General features: G+C 46.9%; 16 protein-coding genes. 12 read left to right on the top strand and 4 right to left on the bottom strand.

From position 1 onward, the window contains the following. Nucleotides 1-56: 56 nt before the first annotated feature. Nucleotides 57-224: a hypothetical protein gene (locus M3212_RS08110; RefSeq protein WP_251193460.1), complete on the top strand. Its 168-nt coding sequence runs from the start codon at nucleotides 57-59 to the stop codon at nucleotides 222-224. Between the two features lie 402 nt (nucleotides 225-626). Here the strand turns inward: M3212_RS08110 and bla are convergent, their stop codons facing one another. Continuing rightward, entirely contained in the window at nucleotides 627-1,532 is a 906-nt protein-coding gene (bla, locus tag M3212_RS08115; RefSeq protein WP_251193461.1) for a class A beta-lactamase, read from the bottom strand. A 631-nt stretch (nucleotides 1,533-2,163) separates the two neighbouring features. On the opposite strand from bla, the gene M3212_RS08120 reads away from it, so the two are divergent. Genes M3212_RS08120 through M3212_RS08130 form a run of 3 tightly spaced genes read left to right on the top strand, consistent with a single transcriptional unit; the run spans nucleotide 2,164 to nucleotide 4,401 of the window. Beyond that, nucleotides 2,164-2,490, top strand: a complete 327-nt coding sequence (locus tag M3212_RS08120) for a PadR family transcriptional regulator (RefSeq protein ID WP_251193462.1) — start codon at nucleotides 2,164-2,166, stop codon at nucleotides 2,488-2,490. Further along, nucleotides 2,487-3,344, top strand: coding sequence for a permease prefix domain 1-containing protein (locus M3212_RS08125; RefSeq protein ID WP_251193463.1), 858 nt, complete (start codon nucleotides 2,487-2,489; stop codon nucleotides 3,342-3,344). Before M3212_RS08120 ends, M3212_RS08125 begins: the two co-directional genes overlap by 4 nt. 13 nt (nucleotides 3,345-3,357) lie before the next feature. After that, entirely contained in the window at nucleotides 3,358-4,401 is a 1,044-nt protein-coding gene (locus M3212_RS08130; protein ID WP_251193464.1) for a TolB family protein, read from the top strand. Nucleotides 4,402-4,422: 21 nt separating this feature from the next. On the opposite strand, the gene M3212_RS08135 is transcribed toward M3212_RS08130, so the two are convergent. Next, the gene (locus tag M3212_RS08135) at nucleotides 4,423-4,941 is read right to left on the bottom strand and encodes a manganese efflux pump (RefSeq protein WP_251193465.1); all 519 of its coding nucleotides are present in this window, start codon (nucleotides 4,939-4,941) and stop codon (nucleotides 4,423-4,425) included. Nucleotides 4,942-4,996: 55 nt separating this feature from the next. Continuing rightward, complete coding sequence (locus M3212_RS08140; RefSeq protein WP_251193466.1) at nucleotides 4,997-5,611, bottom strand: lytic transglycosylase domain-containing protein; 615 nt, start codon at nucleotides 5,609-5,611, stop codon at nucleotides 4,997-4,999. A 139-nt stretch (nucleotides 5,612-5,750) separates the two neighbouring features. Between M3212_RS08140 and M3212_RS08145 the strand changes: the two genes are divergently transcribed. From M3212_RS08145 to M3212_RS08180, 8 genes are all read left to right on the top strand, one after another. Next, a complete protein-coding gene (locus tag M3212_RS08145; RefSeq protein WP_251193467.1) occupies nucleotides 5,751-7,055 on the top strand; it encodes an FAD-dependent oxidoreductase in 1,305 nt (434 codons plus the stop codon). Next, nucleotides 7,045-8,034 (top strand): class I SAM-dependent methyltransferase, encoded by a 990-nt coding sequence (locus M3212_RS08150; protein ID WP_251193468.1) that lies wholly within the window; start codon nucleotides 7,045-7,047, stop codon nucleotides 8,032-8,034. Before M3212_RS08145 ends, M3212_RS08150 begins: the two co-directional genes overlap by 11 nt. Nucleotides 8,035-8,170: 136 nt before the next feature. Continuing rightward, nucleotides 8,171-8,815: a nitroreductase family protein gene (locus M3212_RS08155; protein WP_251193602.1), complete on the top strand. Its 645-nt coding sequence runs from the start codon at nucleotides 8,171-8,173 to the stop codon at nucleotides 8,813-8,815. 156 nt (nucleotides 8,816-8,971) lie between these two features. Beyond that, complete coding sequence (locus tag M3212_RS08160; RefSeq protein ID WP_251193469.1) at nucleotides 8,972-9,262, top strand: hypothetical protein; 291 nt, start codon at nucleotides 8,972-8,974, stop codon at nucleotides 9,260-9,262. A 304-nt stretch (nucleotides 9,263-9,566) separates the two neighbouring features. Further along, complete coding sequence (locus M3212_RS08165) at nucleotides 9,567-12,416, top strand: 2-oxoglutarate dehydrogenase E1 component (RefSeq protein ID WP_251193470.1); 2,850 nt, start codon at nucleotides 9,567-9,569, stop codon at nucleotides 12,414-12,416. 16 nt (nucleotides 12,417-12,432) lie between these two features. Then, the gene (gene odhB / locus M3212_RS08170; protein WP_251193471.1) at nucleotides 12,433-13,677 is read left to right on the top strand and encodes a 2-oxoglutarate dehydrogenase complex dihydrolipoyllysine-residue succinyltransferase; all 1,245 of its coding nucleotides are present in this window, start codon (nucleotides 12,433-12,435) and stop codon (nucleotides 13,675-13,677) included. Between the two features lie 166 nt (nucleotides 13,678-13,843). Next, a complete protein-coding gene (locus M3212_RS08175) occupies nucleotides 13,844-14,044 on the top strand; it encodes a DUF6501 family protein (protein WP_251193472.1) in 201 nt (66 codons plus the stop codon). An 80-nt stretch (nucleotides 14,045-14,124) separates the two neighbouring features. Further along, complete coding sequence (locus tag M3212_RS08180) at nucleotides 14,125-14,724, top strand: DedA family protein (RefSeq protein ID WP_251193603.1); 600 nt, start codon at nucleotides 14,125-14,127, stop codon at nucleotides 14,722-14,724. 39 nt (nucleotides 14,725-14,763) lie between these two features. On the opposite strand, the gene M3212_RS08185 is transcribed toward M3212_RS08180, so the two are convergent. After that, on the bottom strand, nucleotides 14,764-15,678 hold the full coding sequence (locus tag M3212_RS08185) for a DMT family transporter (RefSeq protein WP_251193473.1): 915 nt from the start codon (nucleotides 15,676-15,678) through the stop codon (nucleotides 14,764-14,766). Nucleotides 15,679-15,751: the final 73 nt, after the last annotated feature.

Consider the following 15,751-nt stretch of genomic DNA (forward strand, 5'->3'; position numbering starts at 1 on the left):
ACTTTATGTTACTACCATTCGTAAATGTATATTATTAGTAAAGGAGGTATGTTAATATGGCTGGATTTGGTACTTTAATTTATCTATTAATTTTTGGTTTTATCATTTACTTCTTAATAAGTGTTTTACGATATATGCGAGCTAAAACTCATAATGATGTGTTACTTCTCAAAAAGTTAGATGAAATAGCTCAAAAGATAGATAAATCTGATGGAAATGGATAGTGGATATGAACTAATGCGATGCTAAAAAAGTATCGCTTTTTTTATACACATTATCACTCTGTCACGCACTATTGCACTCTTTATGAGTCCGTGAATTGAAATCTTCGCGTACCAAAACACTTTTGAGTCGGTGTGGATCGCGTTCTATATAAATACGTAATTGAAATTACATAGCTGAATTGGAGGGGGTAGGGCTTGCGGAGGAAGTTCCAGTCTTATACAAGCGCACGGACTTGCAAGATTTGCACTCGTAAGGGGCTTCAAAGAACCCCGTAAAACGAAAGAGTATCCGGAGTCTATCTACTATCGTCCATCCATATGATAGAAAAAGTCATGCAAGTGCTTTACACATGACTTTTTCAGTCTCATTTGCTGGGGCAACTCATCACCTTTGAATGACTACTACTCTGTCTCAAACAAAAGTTTCATCACTTCCTCAGTCGCTCTGGCGATTAACTCGTCATCGTATGCCGCGTCTGGTTCGTCTTTGCTGGAAAGTATCGCAAGGATGATTGGCTCTTGGTCGGGTGGCCAGATGATGGCGATGTCATTACGGGTGCCGTAAGCGCCGGCTCCGGTTTTGTCTCCGACTTCCCAGCCTTCTGGCACGCCAGCGCGGATAAGAGCATCGCCGGTAGTGTTTCGCTTGAGCCAGTCGATTAGCAGTTCTTGTTTTTCGGTCGGGAGGGCTTCGCCGAGGGCGAATTCCTGCAAGCTCTTCGCTAATGCTTCTGGTGTGCTTGTATCTCGTGTTTCACCTGGTTCTACATGATTCAGCTCAGGCTCGATATTTTTCGGCTCGGTTACGTCATCCCCGATCGCCCGAAGTCCTTCCTTAAAACCTTCTGGTCCGCCAATTTCATGAAAAATTAAATTGGCGGCGGTGTTATCACTGTAGCGAATCGAGGCGTCGCTCAGCTCTTTTAAGGTCATCCCGGATTCTACATGGTTTTCTGTAATTGGATTGTAGTTGACTAAATCATCAGGTGAGTATGTAATCAGCTCATCCAATTCTTCAATCGATTTTTGCTGGAGGAGGACGCCGACCGCAAGCGGTTTAAAGGTGGATGCATAAATAAAACGTTCCCCTGACCGGTAGGCAACGGTCTCTCCCGTAGCCGTATCTAATGCATAGATTCCGAGGCGGGCGTCAAACTCTTCTTCCAGCTGAGTAAAAATTTCTTCAATCGAACTTTCGGGCTTCTTAGACTCCGGCTGACTGGGAACTGCTTGCTCATTATTTTGCGAACATCCAAACAGACATAAAGCTCCCACCCCAAGTGCTGCTGCTATTTTTGTCATTTTCATTTCTCAGTTCTCCTTTTTCGAATGGTTTGTAGCTCTGAAAATCAAGTACGCCATTAAATATTACATTTGTAATCTTTTTTGTCAAGCTAATTTAGTCCATGATCTCAGCATGCAATATTTCCTTGAAATAAGGGGTTTCAGCAAGCTTTTTCTATAGCCTTACTTGATAGTAGAGATTTTGATGAAAATCAGGTCTTTCGATATGGTGAATTGAATAGAAAAAGAGTGAATATTATCAAAATTTTGTTGTTGATAGGGAATATTACATGGTAATATCTTTTTAATGAGTAAATGGAAATACTATCAATTTAAGTATTTTCTTAATAAATTCAGGATTATTTTCGCTGTTGCACTCTTTGTAAGTGCATGGACTGAAATATGACTTTAAGGTCATACTCACCGCGAATCTGACGTTGCACTCTTTCTGAGTCCATCGATTGAAATGCCCCTTTCTTTTTTGCGCTAAACGACAAGCTGCCAAAGTAAATAAACCAACCGCTGCCGGGCAAGGCACCTTATCAGGGCTTTGCGAGGTGGCTTTTTTTATTCCTTTATTTGCCACATTTACCCTTGTATTACGATGCATATCGTATTACAATGTAAAAAACAAGCAATGTAAGGGTGGGGTGAAATGGATAAGGAATTAATGAAAGGAAGTATTGATATTTTGCTGCTGTCCCTTATTTCGCAGCGGGATATGTATGGCTATGAAATCGTGCGTTCTTTAAAGGAAACGAGCGATCAGCTTTATAATATGAGCGAGGGGACGCTGTATCCGGCATTAAAGCGTTTAGAGAAAAAAGGACGTCTTACCTCTTACTGGAAGGAAAGTGAAGGCGGGAGCCGGCGCAAGTATTATGCGATTACCGATGAGGGGCGAAAGGGGCTTCAGGCGAAGCTGAATGACTGGAATACGATTCATCAGTTGATTTATAAATGTGTGGAGGGCGAGGTATGAAGGCGATTGACAAGTATATTGACCAGATCCTCCAGCATGTGGAATGTGACCAGGCTGATCGTGAGGAGTTGGCCGAGGAAATGCGAAGTCATCTGGTGCAGGCGAAGGAACATTATTTGTTGGAAGGGGAAAGTGAGGAACGGGCCGTCGCGCTGGCGATTGCCGATTTTGGCGGTGATCAGGAAGTGGGGGAGCAATTGCAGCGCTCGCTGTTTCCATATCGTAAGGAGCTGCTCTTCTTGCTCGGGGGCGGTTCGATCATCTTCGCCGCTCTTGCCTATTTACATGGAGCGGTTCAGCTTGCGGAGCCGCATTCTATTTGGATGACGATTGTTAGCCTGTCGGGACTTGGCTTTCTCTTGCTCGCCCTTTTTCCGGCCTATATGGGCAATCGCAAGCTGTTGATGAATCTTTACTTAGCGGGGCAAATCCCTTTTTATTTTTTGGGGCTGCTTATTATTGATACAGGCACACAGGCTTACATTATGCCGCTTCAGCTTTTAGGCGGAGGGCTGATTGTGCTCACGCTGACATTGGTCGTGCTGACGGCGCTGAAAACGCCGGTGGAAAAGAAGATGTCCAAGGCTAAGGAGCAGAAGCGAAAAGGGGTCCATCTATTTAATTTGCTGACAGGTGTCGTCATTGTCGGCTTTTCCGGTTTATTTATGGCGGGATTGCTGATTTTTGCCGGCTTGACAGTGTATCTGTTGCTGCCGCTTGGGCTGATTGTCTTTTGGGCGCTTTCCTACTGGTGGCAATATGAAGCCGCTAAAAAGAACAGTCCGTGGATGTGGGCTGGTGCCGGCTTGACGGTCGGTGTGATGATCATGTTTGTAGTCGTGTATATGCGATAGGGAGGAAGAAAGCATGAAGAAAAAAACAGTAGCTTTGAGCTTGTCAATCGCCGTGCTGATCGGCATTGTTGTTCTCTGGTCTGTCGGGGAGTCTTACCGGCCGGCCGGAGCGAATGAATTTACCGGCTTACAGGAAGGGTTTGACGTATCCTATGATGAAACGCAGCTTCTCTATCGCTATGCAGTGAACGGGCAAGTTGGTCTTTACTTGGCGGATCACAACGGAGTGGGGGGAAAGCTGCTTGTGACAGAAAGCGAAAATGAGCGCATTTCTTCCCCGGTTTTTTCCCCGAATGGAACCGATATTGTCTACGTGTCTACCGTTCAGCAGGGAGCGGGTTGGAAAAGCTCGCTCGTGAAGCTCGATACGGTCAGCGGGGAGCGCGAGACGATTTATGAAAGCGGAGAGCTGCTCACGAGGCTGAGCTTCGGCGGTGATGACAGTGTGGTCTATGCCTTGAAAGCGGCGACCTTTGAAAATTATTCGCCCATTGCCCAGCAGCGCCCGCATGAATTTGACATTTTTGCGATCCCGCTAGATGGTTCGGAAATGAGGCGATTAACAGAACGGCTAGAATATGATATGTCTGACATGGCGGTTTCCGTCAGCGACGATGCACTGTATGTGACAATGTTCGCTGATGAGCAGGCGGCAGAAACAGCGGAAGAGATGTTTGATATCAAGCAAAGCTTATTTATGATGCCGCTTGAAGTGCCGGGCGAGCTGACAAAAATCGAGCCGCGTTACTGGAACGAGGAGCTGTACGGTCTCGCCGTTTCACCAGACGGAAAAAAACTGGCCCTCACCACGATTACGAACGCGGATGAAGGCGGAACCTTTCAATATGAATTGTTTCTTCTCGATCTCGCGACAAAAGAGGTTGAGCAGGTGACAAGCTTAAAAACCTATGTGATGGAGCCCGTCTTCAGAGAGAAGTACCTGTACTTCACCGAGGATCGCGCTTTTCCGAGCCGGGCCCCTGACTATCATCTTCACCGTTATGACGTAAAAACAGGGGAGCTGAGCGAAATAACAATCGGTGAAACGGCGAAATAAGGGAAGCAGCAGCGGGTCACATCAGCTAAGCAAAACCTTGCTTAAACCGAGGATAATAAAAAGCAGGGCAGGCGCAATCGAGACATAACGGAGCAGAAAGCGGTTCTTTGTTTCCTGGCCGTGAATGACGCCGACCACGATTGAAACACATAATAATAGGCCGGCTAAGGGCGCAAACGACAATGGTCGCTGTGCCAGGCCGGCTTGAATGCCGTAGCCGATGTTATCAATGTTCATAAACAGGGCAATCATTAAGAAATAAGACCTGCGGTATAAGGGAGGATCCTGCAAAAAGTGATAAAGACCGGCACCAATTAACAGCAGCCCGGCGAATACTTGAATGTTTTTTATCGGGACAAGCTCGCCAATGAGATGGCCGATCCCCATCGAAACGAGGATGACGACCGAGGAAAAGCCGGCAATCATTACCACGATCGTCAACGGGATCCGTATCCTTTTTAAACCGAATGAAAAACCGATGACATAGCCGTCGAGACTGACTAACAGCGAAAGCAGAAACGTTACCAGGATGTTCAGCATAGCTCCACCTCTTGCTTCTAGTCTATGCTCGTCATCCGGTCAGTAGTCGGCCATGCTATTTATATTTTGCGGTTGGAAAGGAAACAAGCTCATAATAGTCCAAATACGATTCGTAGTAGCCCATCACTTCCCGAACATAATCGTCGCTTTTGTTATAAGCAAACAGCGCTTCTTCAATCTCGCCATTTGCCGCTCCGTGATCTGCGAGATAGTAGGCCGCTGCATAGGCGGCATCTCGCAAATCAAACGGGTCTGCTTTGCCATTTCCGCTACCGTCCACTCCATACCCGTTGTGCTCTGTAATTAAATCGAGATCGGTCAAATCGATGTCATCTTCAATTTCCCCTAATTGTCCCCCGGGGTACGACCAGCCGACCCACGTTCGCGGCATAAATTGAAAATGCCCAAGCGCCCCAACCGGACTTACTAATGGGTCCATCGTCGAAAAAATCGTTTCCACTCTATGTACAGAAGCAAGCAGCTCCCATGGGATGTCGTACTGTTCAGCCGCTTCTTTGTAAATTGGGACATAATCCTTCGGGATATGATGTTCGCCGATTAATGTTTTATAGGTTATCTGTCGTACATGGTCATTATCCAAAAACATATATAAAACTAGGAAAAAGAGTCCCAGTAAAATGAAGAAAGCAATTGTCATAAATTTTTTCACGTGTTTCCATCCTTTATCACTAAGCATGATCTCATTATAAACCGAAGAGTTCCATAACAAAATAGGTATTTTCCCATCGTTCGTTCTACTAGTTTCAGAGCGCTGCCTTGAGGGAAATGTCGGTTAGGTGGTGAAAAGGATGAAAACAGAGGTGCTGATTATCGGCGGTGGAGTCGCCGGTTTGAGCCTTGCGCTGAAGCTGGCGCGGCGCAGTGTTCCCGTGATTGTCGTGGAGCGGGAGGAAGGAGCCGGTCATCTTTATAAGGGAGAATTGCTTCAGCCAAAAACACTGCAAATATTCGAGCGCTTGGGCTTTTTGGACCGTCTGGAAGCTGACATGTATCCACTTGAGGCAGTTCATACGAGAGAGGTTGGGAGAAGACGCGAGGAATTGCTCCATGTGCGAATGGATTATTCAGTATTGCCGGAGCATGCGATGGCGGCAATGATTCCGCATGATCGTTTGCGCGAGCTGTTGGTGAAAGAGGCGCTTGCCTGTGAAAGCTTTCAACTCGTCCGGCCGGCTGTTTTTCTCGACCTGGAGACGAGTCATACGGCACGGATTAAATATCGCGATGAGCTTCAGAGCATCAGCGCCAATATTATCGTCGGGGCGGACGGGAGAGGGTCGAGGATCCGCAAAAAAGCCGGGATCACGTTCGACATCCAATCGTATAATCATGATTTTCTAACCTTTTCCTTTGCATGTCCGCCCGAATTGAAAGAAGGAGAAATGATTGCTGATGAAGAGCGTTTTCTTGGCCTGTTTCCTTTACCCGGTGAGCGGGTGAGGAGCGTGCTGCAGATCAGGCCGGGAGAATATAAACAGTTGAAGCAGGCTGGACCGTCTGCGGTTCACGAGCATTATCTCCGGCTTGAACCACGTCTGGACGGCTATGTCCAGACGGTGACTGAGTGGAAGGAGATTCAATTGATGGTTCCTGTCAGGGAGACGGTTCACCGCTATTACCGCTCGAACTTGATTGTGATTGGCGATGCGGCGCACAGCGTTCATCCGATGGCCGGCGAAGGAATGAACCTCGCGATTCAGGATGCCGACATTTTAGGCGAGCTGATCAGCTGGATGTATCAATCCGGCAAATCGAGAGACTATACATGGTTTCATTGGTTTGAAGATGTTCGAAAGAAACGGGTCGAGTACATCTCATGGCTTAGTCATCTGTTTGCGAAGATGTACAGTCCAAAAGGGAGAGCCTGGCAGAGGCTGCGGATGACAGCTATCCGCTCCCTTGTCAACAGCAGGAGTTTGCATGATAAGCAAATGCTGAACATTTCCGGGCTCGGTCTTGTCCCTTTCCGAGCAAAAGACGGTTTTCATCTCTTCTTCCGGGGGAAGAGAAAGGTATTACAGCAGCACGTTTTTACAACGAAGGATGATTATCCTTGGCAAGTGACATGTGGGGTGAACAGTGATGATAACTGAATATTTACGCTTGTGGAATGCGCGCAAATGGATGAAGCGGAACGAGCCCTTCCTGCCGACCTGGCATGCCCACCTTGGCTACAGTCTCGATTTGTTTCGCCATTTTTCCAAAGGTGCCACCGTGGAGGAGGTAGCGGCCCGCCATAATTGGAATCAGGATCTTCTGCAACGATGGGTGGATGTCGGGATCGTTCTTGGTCATCTGAAGGAAAAGCGCAATGGCAAAATTAAACCGAAGCGTCACCTTGTTAAGTATGTGTCCAAGGAAAGTCCTGATTCCGTCGGGATTCTTATTAAAGAAATGATGGAGCTTCATATTCCGACGATGCTCTCTTATCGTGATTTGATTCAGGGAAAAGAAGTGACGTTCTTTGAAGAGAATTATAGTGATACTGTCGCCCGCACATCGGCTTTGCTGGAAACGATCGCCTTTCCGAAGATCGCTTCATGGGTGAAAAAAGAGAAGGTGGATTCTCTGTTTGATATCGGAACAGGCTATGGCGGGTATTTGCGCAGGCTGAAGGAGATACACCGGGATCTCACGCTATATGGGATAGAAGTCGATGAAACGGTCGCCTCCAAAGCGCAGGAAGAGCTGAACGATACCGGCATTACGATTATAGCCGGCGACATTCATGAGTATGAAACGAAAATGACGTTTCAAATGGTGATGATGAACAATCTTTTGTATTATTTTTCCCCGGAGGAGCGGCAGAAGCTCTTTGACAAGGCGAACCAGCTTCTTGAGCGGAACGGTACTTTGTTGATAATTTCCCCGTTGGTTCATTCAAAGCATGGCCAAGCCTTCGCTTCGGCTTTTAACAGCTTTATGTCCGCGCATGAAAAGATGTACCCTGTCCCCTCGGCGCGTGAACTGACTGAATACGGGCGGAAGGCGAAGTTTCGTTTGAAGCAAGTGACGCCGATCATTAAGGAAGGCGGCTGGTATTTGCTCGCTTTCAAAAAAAGATCGCACTGAATCAGTCCGGCTCTATGTGGGGCATCCTCTCTTTTAGAGAGCGTTGGTATTTGGTTCAAAATTGCAAAACAGTTTACAGATCGCTAAATGATCATATACGATAGTAGGAAAATAGAGACAAAGGAGAGGAATCATGATGCAACGTACTGCCCAGCAAGGTGAGCTTGGCGTTTTTCAAACAATCGAAGAACGTCACTCTGTGCGCAAATATGATCCGGAAGTAAAGATTGAGCGTGAGGAGCTTGAAGAACTGCTGACGATCGCAACGAAGGCCCCATCTTCATGGAATATCCAGCCTTGGCGCTTTATCGTCGTCGATGATCCGCAAAGAAAAGAAGAGCTGCTGCCAATTACCTACAATCAGAAGCAGGTAGTTGAAAGCGCGGCGGTGTTTATCCTGCTTGGTGATTTGGAGGCGAACAAAGAGGCCGATGCGATTTATCAGAGCGCGGTCGATAATGGTTTTATGCCAGAGGAAGTAAAGGAGACTTTGGTCGGCCAAATCAATAAAGCATATGAAGGCGAGTCAACCTTTCCGCGCGATGAAGCGTTTTTAAGTACATCACTTGCCGCGATGCAGCTGATGCTTGCCGCGAAGGCACGCGGCTATGATACATGTCCGATGGGAGGCTTTAGCCGCGAAGCATTGATCAAAGCCTTTGAAATCCCTCCCCGTTATGCGCCTGTTATGCTGCTGACGATCGGGAAAGCGGCTCAGCCTGCACACCGCTCCGCGCGCAGACCGATTGAGGATGTTATGTCTTACAATTCCTTAAAATAAGACGCTCGAGTTATGAAAATTGCAGCGACTCCAGTCGCTTTTTTCGGACCTGTCCCGAAAAGGTAAATTAAGACCTGGCGGGACAGGTCTTTTTGTAAGCCTGCCGATTGCGCGGTAAGAGCAGCTTTGTGATACTTAATGGAGGGAAGCGGAGAAATGATTGATTTACAATTTGAACAGTATCGGGAGGGCAAGCTTGACGGGTTCCGTCTCGTTGACTCCTATCCGGTCCGGCAATGGACTCATTATATTGCTCGTTTTTCAGGAACGGATCTCCCTGAACAATTGCAGGATCCGGAAGCTTTAATTATTGCTAACGAATCTGGAGAAGTTTTACAAATCGTATTGCGGGAAGAAGGATGCGACTCGCCGCTGTTCCAATTTACAGAAACGGAAAAAAAGCAAATTACAGCCTGGTTTCACAGGGAGATTTCACGCAAAAAATAAATTCGTTATTGATGCTTTTATGAAGGAAAAAATCAGGAGAAAAAAAATTAAAAATTCTTTAGAAAAGAACTGGATTTTCTATATGAAAAGTACTACACTTTCTAATTGAAAGCGAAATTCTTCTGGCGGGGCAAAGCTGGAATTGACCGGCTCCATCCGTTAGAAAATCGATCAAAATAAATCTATGAATGCGCTTGGATTTCCTTTAATAAATGTGACAATTATGTTAAAATGAGTTGAAAGCGTTGTAATTGTTAACATTCATAGATTTGCCATTGAAGTTAAACTAGGGGGTTTTTATCAAATGTCAAGCAAGGAGCACAAAGTGGACGAACCATGGCAAGGATTTCATGGTCCCAACCTTGGCGTTGCAATCGAGCTTTATGAAGAGTATTCAAGCAATCCAGAAGCAGTCGATGAAGACTTACGAGAACTATTTGATGTCTGGGGACCGCCTCCGGCCTCTGTAGATGAGCAGGGGAGTAAGCGAGCGGCTTCGCCGGTTTTTTCTGCTGCTTCGCCGGATATGATCAGAAAGTGTGTAAACGCCGTTAAACTAGCAGATATGATTCGCAGAAAAGGACATCTGGCATCAGATGTAAATCCAATCACCAAAGATAAGAAGAACAGCCAGTTGCTTGAGTTGAGTCGCTACGATTTAACGGAAGAGGATTTGAAAGAGGTGCCGGTCGATCTACTCTGCTCTGATGCTCCTGCGCATGTGAAAGACGGATTGGCCGCAATTCAGTATTTACGTGAGGTTTATACAAAGACCATTGCCTTTGAATTCAACCAAGTTCAAGATATGGATGAGCGCCAGTGGCTCATTAAAATGGTAGAGTCAGGCATGTACTTGCCAAATCTGTCAAAGCAACAGCAGGTTAATTTGTTAAAAAGATTAACACAAGTGGAAGGCTTTGAAAAGTTTATTCACCGCACCTTTGTAGGACAGAAGCGCTTTTCGATTGAAGGACTTGACGTGCTTGTGCCGATGCTTGATGAAGCGGTACGGGGAGTCGTCCATGAAGGAACAGAGCATGTTCTAATTGGAATGGCGCACCGCGGACGTCTGAGCGTTCTTACGCATACACTTGGCAAGCCTTACAAGAAAGTATTCTCTGAATTCTTGCATGCACCAAATAAAGACCTTGTCCCTTCTGAAGGTTCATCAGGCATTAACGAAGGCTGGACAGGGGATGTGAAATACCATCTTGGAGCAGACAGACAGATTCGGGAAGAAAATACCGCTGAAGCAACTGTTACATTGGCGAACAACCCGAGTCACCTGGAATTTGTCAGTCCGATTGTCGAAGGGTACGCGCGGGCAGCGCAGGAAGATCGATCAGCAAAAGGCTTCCCGCAGCAGGATGTATCGAAGGCTTACTCGATTTTAATTCATGGTGATGCGGCATTCCCGGGTCAGGGTGTCGTAACAGAAACACTGAATCTTAGCCGTTTAACTGGCTATCAGACTGGCGGGTCTCTTCATATCATTGCAAATAACAATATCGGTTTCACGACGGAAACGCATGATTCCCGTTCTACTACATATGCGAGTGATCCGGCAAAGGGATTTGAAATTCCGATCCTCCATGTCAACGCAGATGATCCTGAAGCCTGTATGGCTGCCATTCACTTAGCAATTCAATACCGGAAACGGTTTAAAAAGGACTTCTTAATTGACTTGGTCGGCTATCGCCGCTTCGGCCACAATGAAATGGATGAACCGGCCGTTACGCAGCCTGGTCTTTATGAGATCATCCGCAAGCATCCGACCGTGCGCGAAATCTATGCCAAGCAGCTTGCTACTGCAGGCGTTGTCGAAGAAACGTACGGAGATCAGCTTGACCGCGAAACACAGGAATACTTGCAGTCGCAATATGATGAGGTCGCGGCCAACAAGTCGAATAAAGTGCTGGAGCTGGTTCCGCCGGACTTTGTCGTGAACGGCCTGCCAAAGGTCAAGACGAGCGTTCCGCTTGAAACGCTGAAGGAGATCAACCAGCAGCTGTTGGATTGGCCGGAAGACTTCTCGGCTAACGAGAAGCTCGAAAAGATTTTAAAGCGTCGCCTGAGCGCCTTTGAAGAAAACAGCAAGGTCGACTGGGGGCTGGCGGAAACATTGGCATTTGCGACGATTTTGCATGATGGCACGCCAATCCGTTTAACCGGTCAGGATTCTGAGCGCGGGACATTTGCCCATCGTCATCTTGTGCTGCACGACCGGACAAATGATTCGGTTTTCACACCGCTGCAAAGCTTTGAAAAAGCCAACGCATCATTTGCCGTGCATAACAGTCCGTTATCGGAGATGGCTGTCGTCGGATTTGAATATGGCTACAATGTTCAGGCTCCGGAAACATTAGTATTATGGGAAGCGCAGTTCGGTGACTTTGCCAACGGTGCCCAGGTAATGTTCGATCAGTGGATTTCAGCAGGAAGAGCAAAATGGGGTCAAAAGTCCGGACTTGTCGTTCTGCTGCCGCACGGCTACGAAGGTCAGGGGCCGGAGCATTCCAGTGGACGCGTTGAACGCTTCCTCGTGCTCGCTGCCGAGAACAACTGGACAATCGCCAATTGTACGTCCGCGGCGCAATATTTCCATATTTTACGCCGTCAAGCGAAGATTTTGGAGAAGGATGCTGTACGTCCGCTTATTATCATGACGCCGAAGAGTCTGCTTCGTAACCAGATGGTAGCATCTACGCATGATGCTTTCACTGAGGGTGAATTCCAGCCTGTTCTTGAGCAGGAAGGAATGGGACAGGAAGCGGATAAGGTTGAGCGCATCATCCTTTGTAGCGGAAAAGTTGCGATTGATATTGCTGATAAAATTCAAAAAAGCAAGGATCAAGACTGGAGCTGGCTCCACATCGCCCGGGTCGAGGAGCTCTATCCGTTCCCGAAACGTCCGATTCGCAGCATGTTTGCCCGCTACAGCAACTTAAAGGAAATCGTCTGGGTTCAGGAAGAGCCTAAGAATATGGGTGCGTGGCCGTTTATCGAATCCCGCATCCGGGAAATTACACCAGAAGGAGCGACGGTCAGCTATATTGGAAGAACGCACCGTTCAAGCCCGGCTGAAGGTGACCCAATCGCTCATAAAAAAGAACAAGAACGCATTGTGACAGAATCATTGACACGCAAACAATAAGAGGAGGCCTTTTCCCGTGATTGAAATCAAAGTACCAGAACTAGCAGAGTCGATTACTGAAGGAACAATTGCCCAATGGTTAAAGCAGGTGGGCGAACAGGTAAACCAGGGGGAATATATCGCTGAACTGGAAACCGATAAAGTAAACGTTGAGATTACAGCTGAGCATTCCGGCGTGATTACTGAATTCAAAAAGGAACCAGGCGATACGGTCGAAGTTGGTGAAGTTATTGCTGTAATTGATGAAAGCGGAAGTGCAGCAAGCGCAGCGCCTGCCGCTCCGAAAGAAGAAGCTGCGCCAGCGCCAGCACCAGCGCCGGCGGCAAACACACCAACTAAAAAAGCCGAGCCGGCTCCTGCTGGAGATCAGGACAGACCGCTTGCTTCACCTGCAGCCAGAAAGCTTGCCCGTGAGCGCGGTATTGATTTAAGCGCCGTTCAAACAGCTGATCCGCTTGGACGTGTTCGTAAGCAAGATGTTGAAACGCATCAAACAGCACCAGCTGCACCGCAAAAGCAGGCGGCAGCTCCGGCTGCGGCGGCCTCCAGCGATTCTGCCAAGCCGGTAGAACGGATCAAGATGTCCCGTCGTCGTCAAACAATTGCCAAGCGTCTTGTTGAATCCCAGCAGACAGCGGCAATGTTAACAACGTTCAATGAAGTCGACATGACGGCTGTCATGGATCTGCGCAAGCGTCGTAAAGATGCTTTCCTTGAAAAGAATGGTGTGAAGCTTGGATTTATGTCTTTCTTCACAAAAGCCGTTATCGGTGCTTTAAAAGAATTCCCGCTATTAAATGCGGAAATTCAGGGCGACGAAATCTTAGTTAAGAAGTATTACGATATCGGTGTAGCCGTTTCAACGGATGAAGGGCTTGTTGTTCCAGTGGTCCGCGATGCAGACCGTTTAGGATTTGCCGGAATCGAGCGCGAAATTGGAGAGCTTGGAAAAAAAGCACGCGATAACAAGCTGGCACTTTCTGATCTTCAAGGCGGAACGTTCACGATTACGAACGGAGGAGTATTCGGTTCCTTATGGTCTACGCCAATCCTAAATGCGCCTCAGGTCGGTATTTTAGGAATGCACAAGGTTCAATGGCGTCCAGTGGCGATTGACCAGGAGAACTTTGAAAACCGTCCAATGATGTATATTGCGCTGTCTTATGACCACCGTATCGTCGACGGGAAAGAAGCCGTTAGCTTCCTTGTAAAAGTAAAAGAACTTTTAGAGGATCCTGAATCTTTATTATTGGAAGGCTAAGTCAATAATGGTTCTATCTCTTTAGCGGGATGGCTCTGAGGGTCTGATTTTTGACCTGGTGAGCCATCCTCTGTTTTTTTATGAACTGCTAAGGAAAGCGAAAAAGTTTGCAATTAAGCAGGTGAGCCTTATAATAGTAAGATAGAAGAAAAAGGAGTGGGATTGAATGATTCACGAAACGTGGCAAACAAGCCCGACGATTCGCACCGTGGAATGCGTACATACGAATGCAAAGAAATACATGGTGAACCGGGCGCTGACTGCCGGAAAAACATATGAGCTAAAAAATGAAACTGAGGAATTTTATTTTGTAATCGACAATACGGGAAAAATAGGTGGCTATTATAAAGAATATTTTAAGGGCTAACAGCATAAGCGGACAGGGGAGAGGGGCCTCGTTTCCGCTTCTAAGGCGATGCAGGGAAGAGGGGGAGCGTAGTGGACTGGATGTTTCTGTTTGATATTATCAGGCAGCACGGCTATATTTCACTTTTTTTAATCATGGCGGTTGGTCTGTTTTTCTTTCCAGTCCCCAACGAGGTTCTCTTAATGACCGGTGGCCTGTTAGCGACTACGTATTATTTAGAGCCGCTCCCAACATTTTTTATTTTATATGCAAGTGTGATATGTCACGGAACGATTCTTTATGTCAGTGGCCATGTTGTGTCAAAGCGGGCTCACTTACCGGTAAAACGAAAAAAATCAATTTGGCATGAGCGCGCGGAAAGAGGCAAGGAGCTGTTGGAGAAATATGGATTGAAGGCGGCCAGCTTCAGTTATTTTTTTCCTTTCATTCGCCACGCGGTCCCGTTTAGTATCGGGCTGTCGAATATCCCGTATCGCTTGTTTGCGTTAGTTGGATTTAGCTCTGCCTTCGTTTGGCTTACGTTCTACTTTCTGGTCGGCTTCTATTATGGAAGAACGATTACAGACTGGTCGTCGTTTGTCGAGCATATGATTTATGCGCTTGCGATCGTTGGCTGTCTCGTCTTGCTTTATCATTTTATCAAAAAAAGACGGCAGCGCAACCGGGGCTATGATCACTAAAAGGCTGTGTCGAAAGGAGGTTTTCCTTTTGCCACAGCCTTATTTGCGTTGTAGCGGCGAACTTCTTCCTTCCCTGGTTGAACGGGAAGTCTCTGCTACAAGAAACATTGAAACAAAGACAAGGAGAACGCCACTCCATTGCCAGAGGGTCAGCTCATCGTGAAAAAAGAAAAAACCGACGCAAATGGCGATAACCGGCTCTATCGTCGACAAGATCGCCGCTCTGCTCGATTCAATTTGGCTCAGTCCCTTTGTATAAAGAATATAAGCAAGCGTCGTCGAAAAAAAGGCTAGACCTAGACTATTGAGCATAACATCCCATTGCAAAAGAAGCGGGAGCGTTTCCATAAGATTGCTCGAAAAAAACAAAAAGACTGTCGAGCAAATAAAGGAGTAAACCGTAATCGTCAAAGGCTGATAGTAACGGCTGCTCAATTTGGCGAAAATGCTGTACAGCGCATAGAAGAAACCGGAGCCGATGCCAATTAACAAAGTTGAGGCTGTCAGCACAATGCTACCGTTTGGAAGCAAGCCGACGACAAAGCTGCACCCTAGCAACGTCACGATAATTGCCGCCACTTTTCTCGTCGTCAGCCATTCCTTAAAGAGAAAGCGGGAAATCAGCGTGACAAATAACGGACCTGTGTACAAAAGCATAACCGCGAGCGATAAATTTGTTTGCTCAATTACTTTAAAAAAACACCAATTAAAAAAGACAAAGCTGATAACCCCGGTTCCGATAAAATACGGGAGGTGGCGCCATTTTATCCGCAGCGCCTGCCGCTTCCAGATAAGCAGATAGCTGAGCAGCAGAAGCATTGAAAAAAACGAACGGACCGCGACAACCTGCCATGCCGTCAATCCGTGGGCATATAGATTTTGGACGAACAACCCGACTAACCCCCATAAAGCAGCGCCTATAATCGCCAAGGAGTAGGCAAGCTTAAGTGACATCGTCATTTCCATCCTCTCAAGATAATTTCATGTACCGTATTGAAAACAGTCGAAAGAAGAGAGGTCATCCTTA

The organism is Halalkalibacter oceani, assembly GCF_023715705.1.
Classification (GTDB): domain Bacteria; phylum Bacillota; class Bacilli; order Bacillales; family Bacillaceae_D; genus Halalkalibacter; species Halalkalibacter oceani_A.

Excerpts from the sequence above, each read along its gene's own strand:
- M3212_RS08155 (WP_251193602.1), top strand. The coding sequence starts at position 8,171 with ATGCAACGTACTGCCCAGCAAGGTGAGCTTGGCGTTTTTCAAACAATC.
- M3212_RS08110 (WP_251193460.1), top strand. The coding sequence starts at position 57 with ATGGCTGGATTTGGTACTTTAATTTATCTATTAATTTTTGGTTTTATC.
- bla (WP_251193461.1), bottom strand. The coding sequence starts at position 1,532 with ATGAAAATGACAAAAATAGCAGCAGCACTTGGGGTGGGAGCTTTATGT.
- M3212_RS08160 (WP_251193469.1), top strand. The coding sequence starts at position 8,972 with ATGATTGATTTACAATTTGAACAGTATCGGGAGGGCAAGCTTGACGGG.
- M3212_RS08175 (WP_251193472.1), top strand. The coding sequence starts at position 13,844 with ATGATTCACGAAACGTGGCAAACAAGCCCGACGATTCGCACCGTGGAA.
- M3212_RS08165 (WP_251193470.1), top strand. The coding sequence starts at position 9,567 with ATGTCAAGCAAGGAGCACAAAGTGGACGAACCATGGCAAGGATTTCAT.
- M3212_RS08135 (WP_251193465.1), bottom strand. The coding sequence starts at position 4,941 with ATGCTGAACATCCTGGTAACGTTTCTGCTTTCGCTGTTAGTCAGTCTC.
- M3212_RS08180 (WP_251193603.1), top strand. The coding sequence starts at position 14,125 with ATGTTTCTGTTTGATATTATCAGGCAGCACGGCTATATTTCACTTTTT.
- M3212_RS08120 (WP_251193462.1), top strand. The coding sequence starts at position 2,164 with ATGGATAAGGAATTAATGAAAGGAAGTATTGATATTTTGCTGCTGTCC.
- M3212_RS08125 (WP_251193463.1), top strand. The coding sequence starts at position 2,487 with ATGAAGGCGATTGACAAGTATATTGACCAGATCCTCCAGCATGTGGAA.
- M3212_RS08150 (WP_251193468.1), top strand. The coding sequence starts at position 7,045 with ATGATAACTGAATATTTACGCTTGTGGAATGCGCGCAAATGGATGAAG.
- M3212_RS08130 (WP_251193464.1), top strand. The coding sequence starts at position 3,358 with ATGAAGAAAAAAACAGTAGCTTTGAGCTTGTCAATCGCCGTGCTGATC.
- M3212_RS08145 (WP_251193467.1), top strand. The coding sequence starts at position 5,751 with ATGAAAACAGAGGTGCTGATTATCGGCGGTGGAGTCGCCGGTTTGAGC.
- M3212_RS08185 (WP_251193473.1), bottom strand. The coding sequence starts at position 15,678 with ATGTCACTTAAGCTTGCCTACTCCTTGGCGATTATAGGCGCTGCTTTA.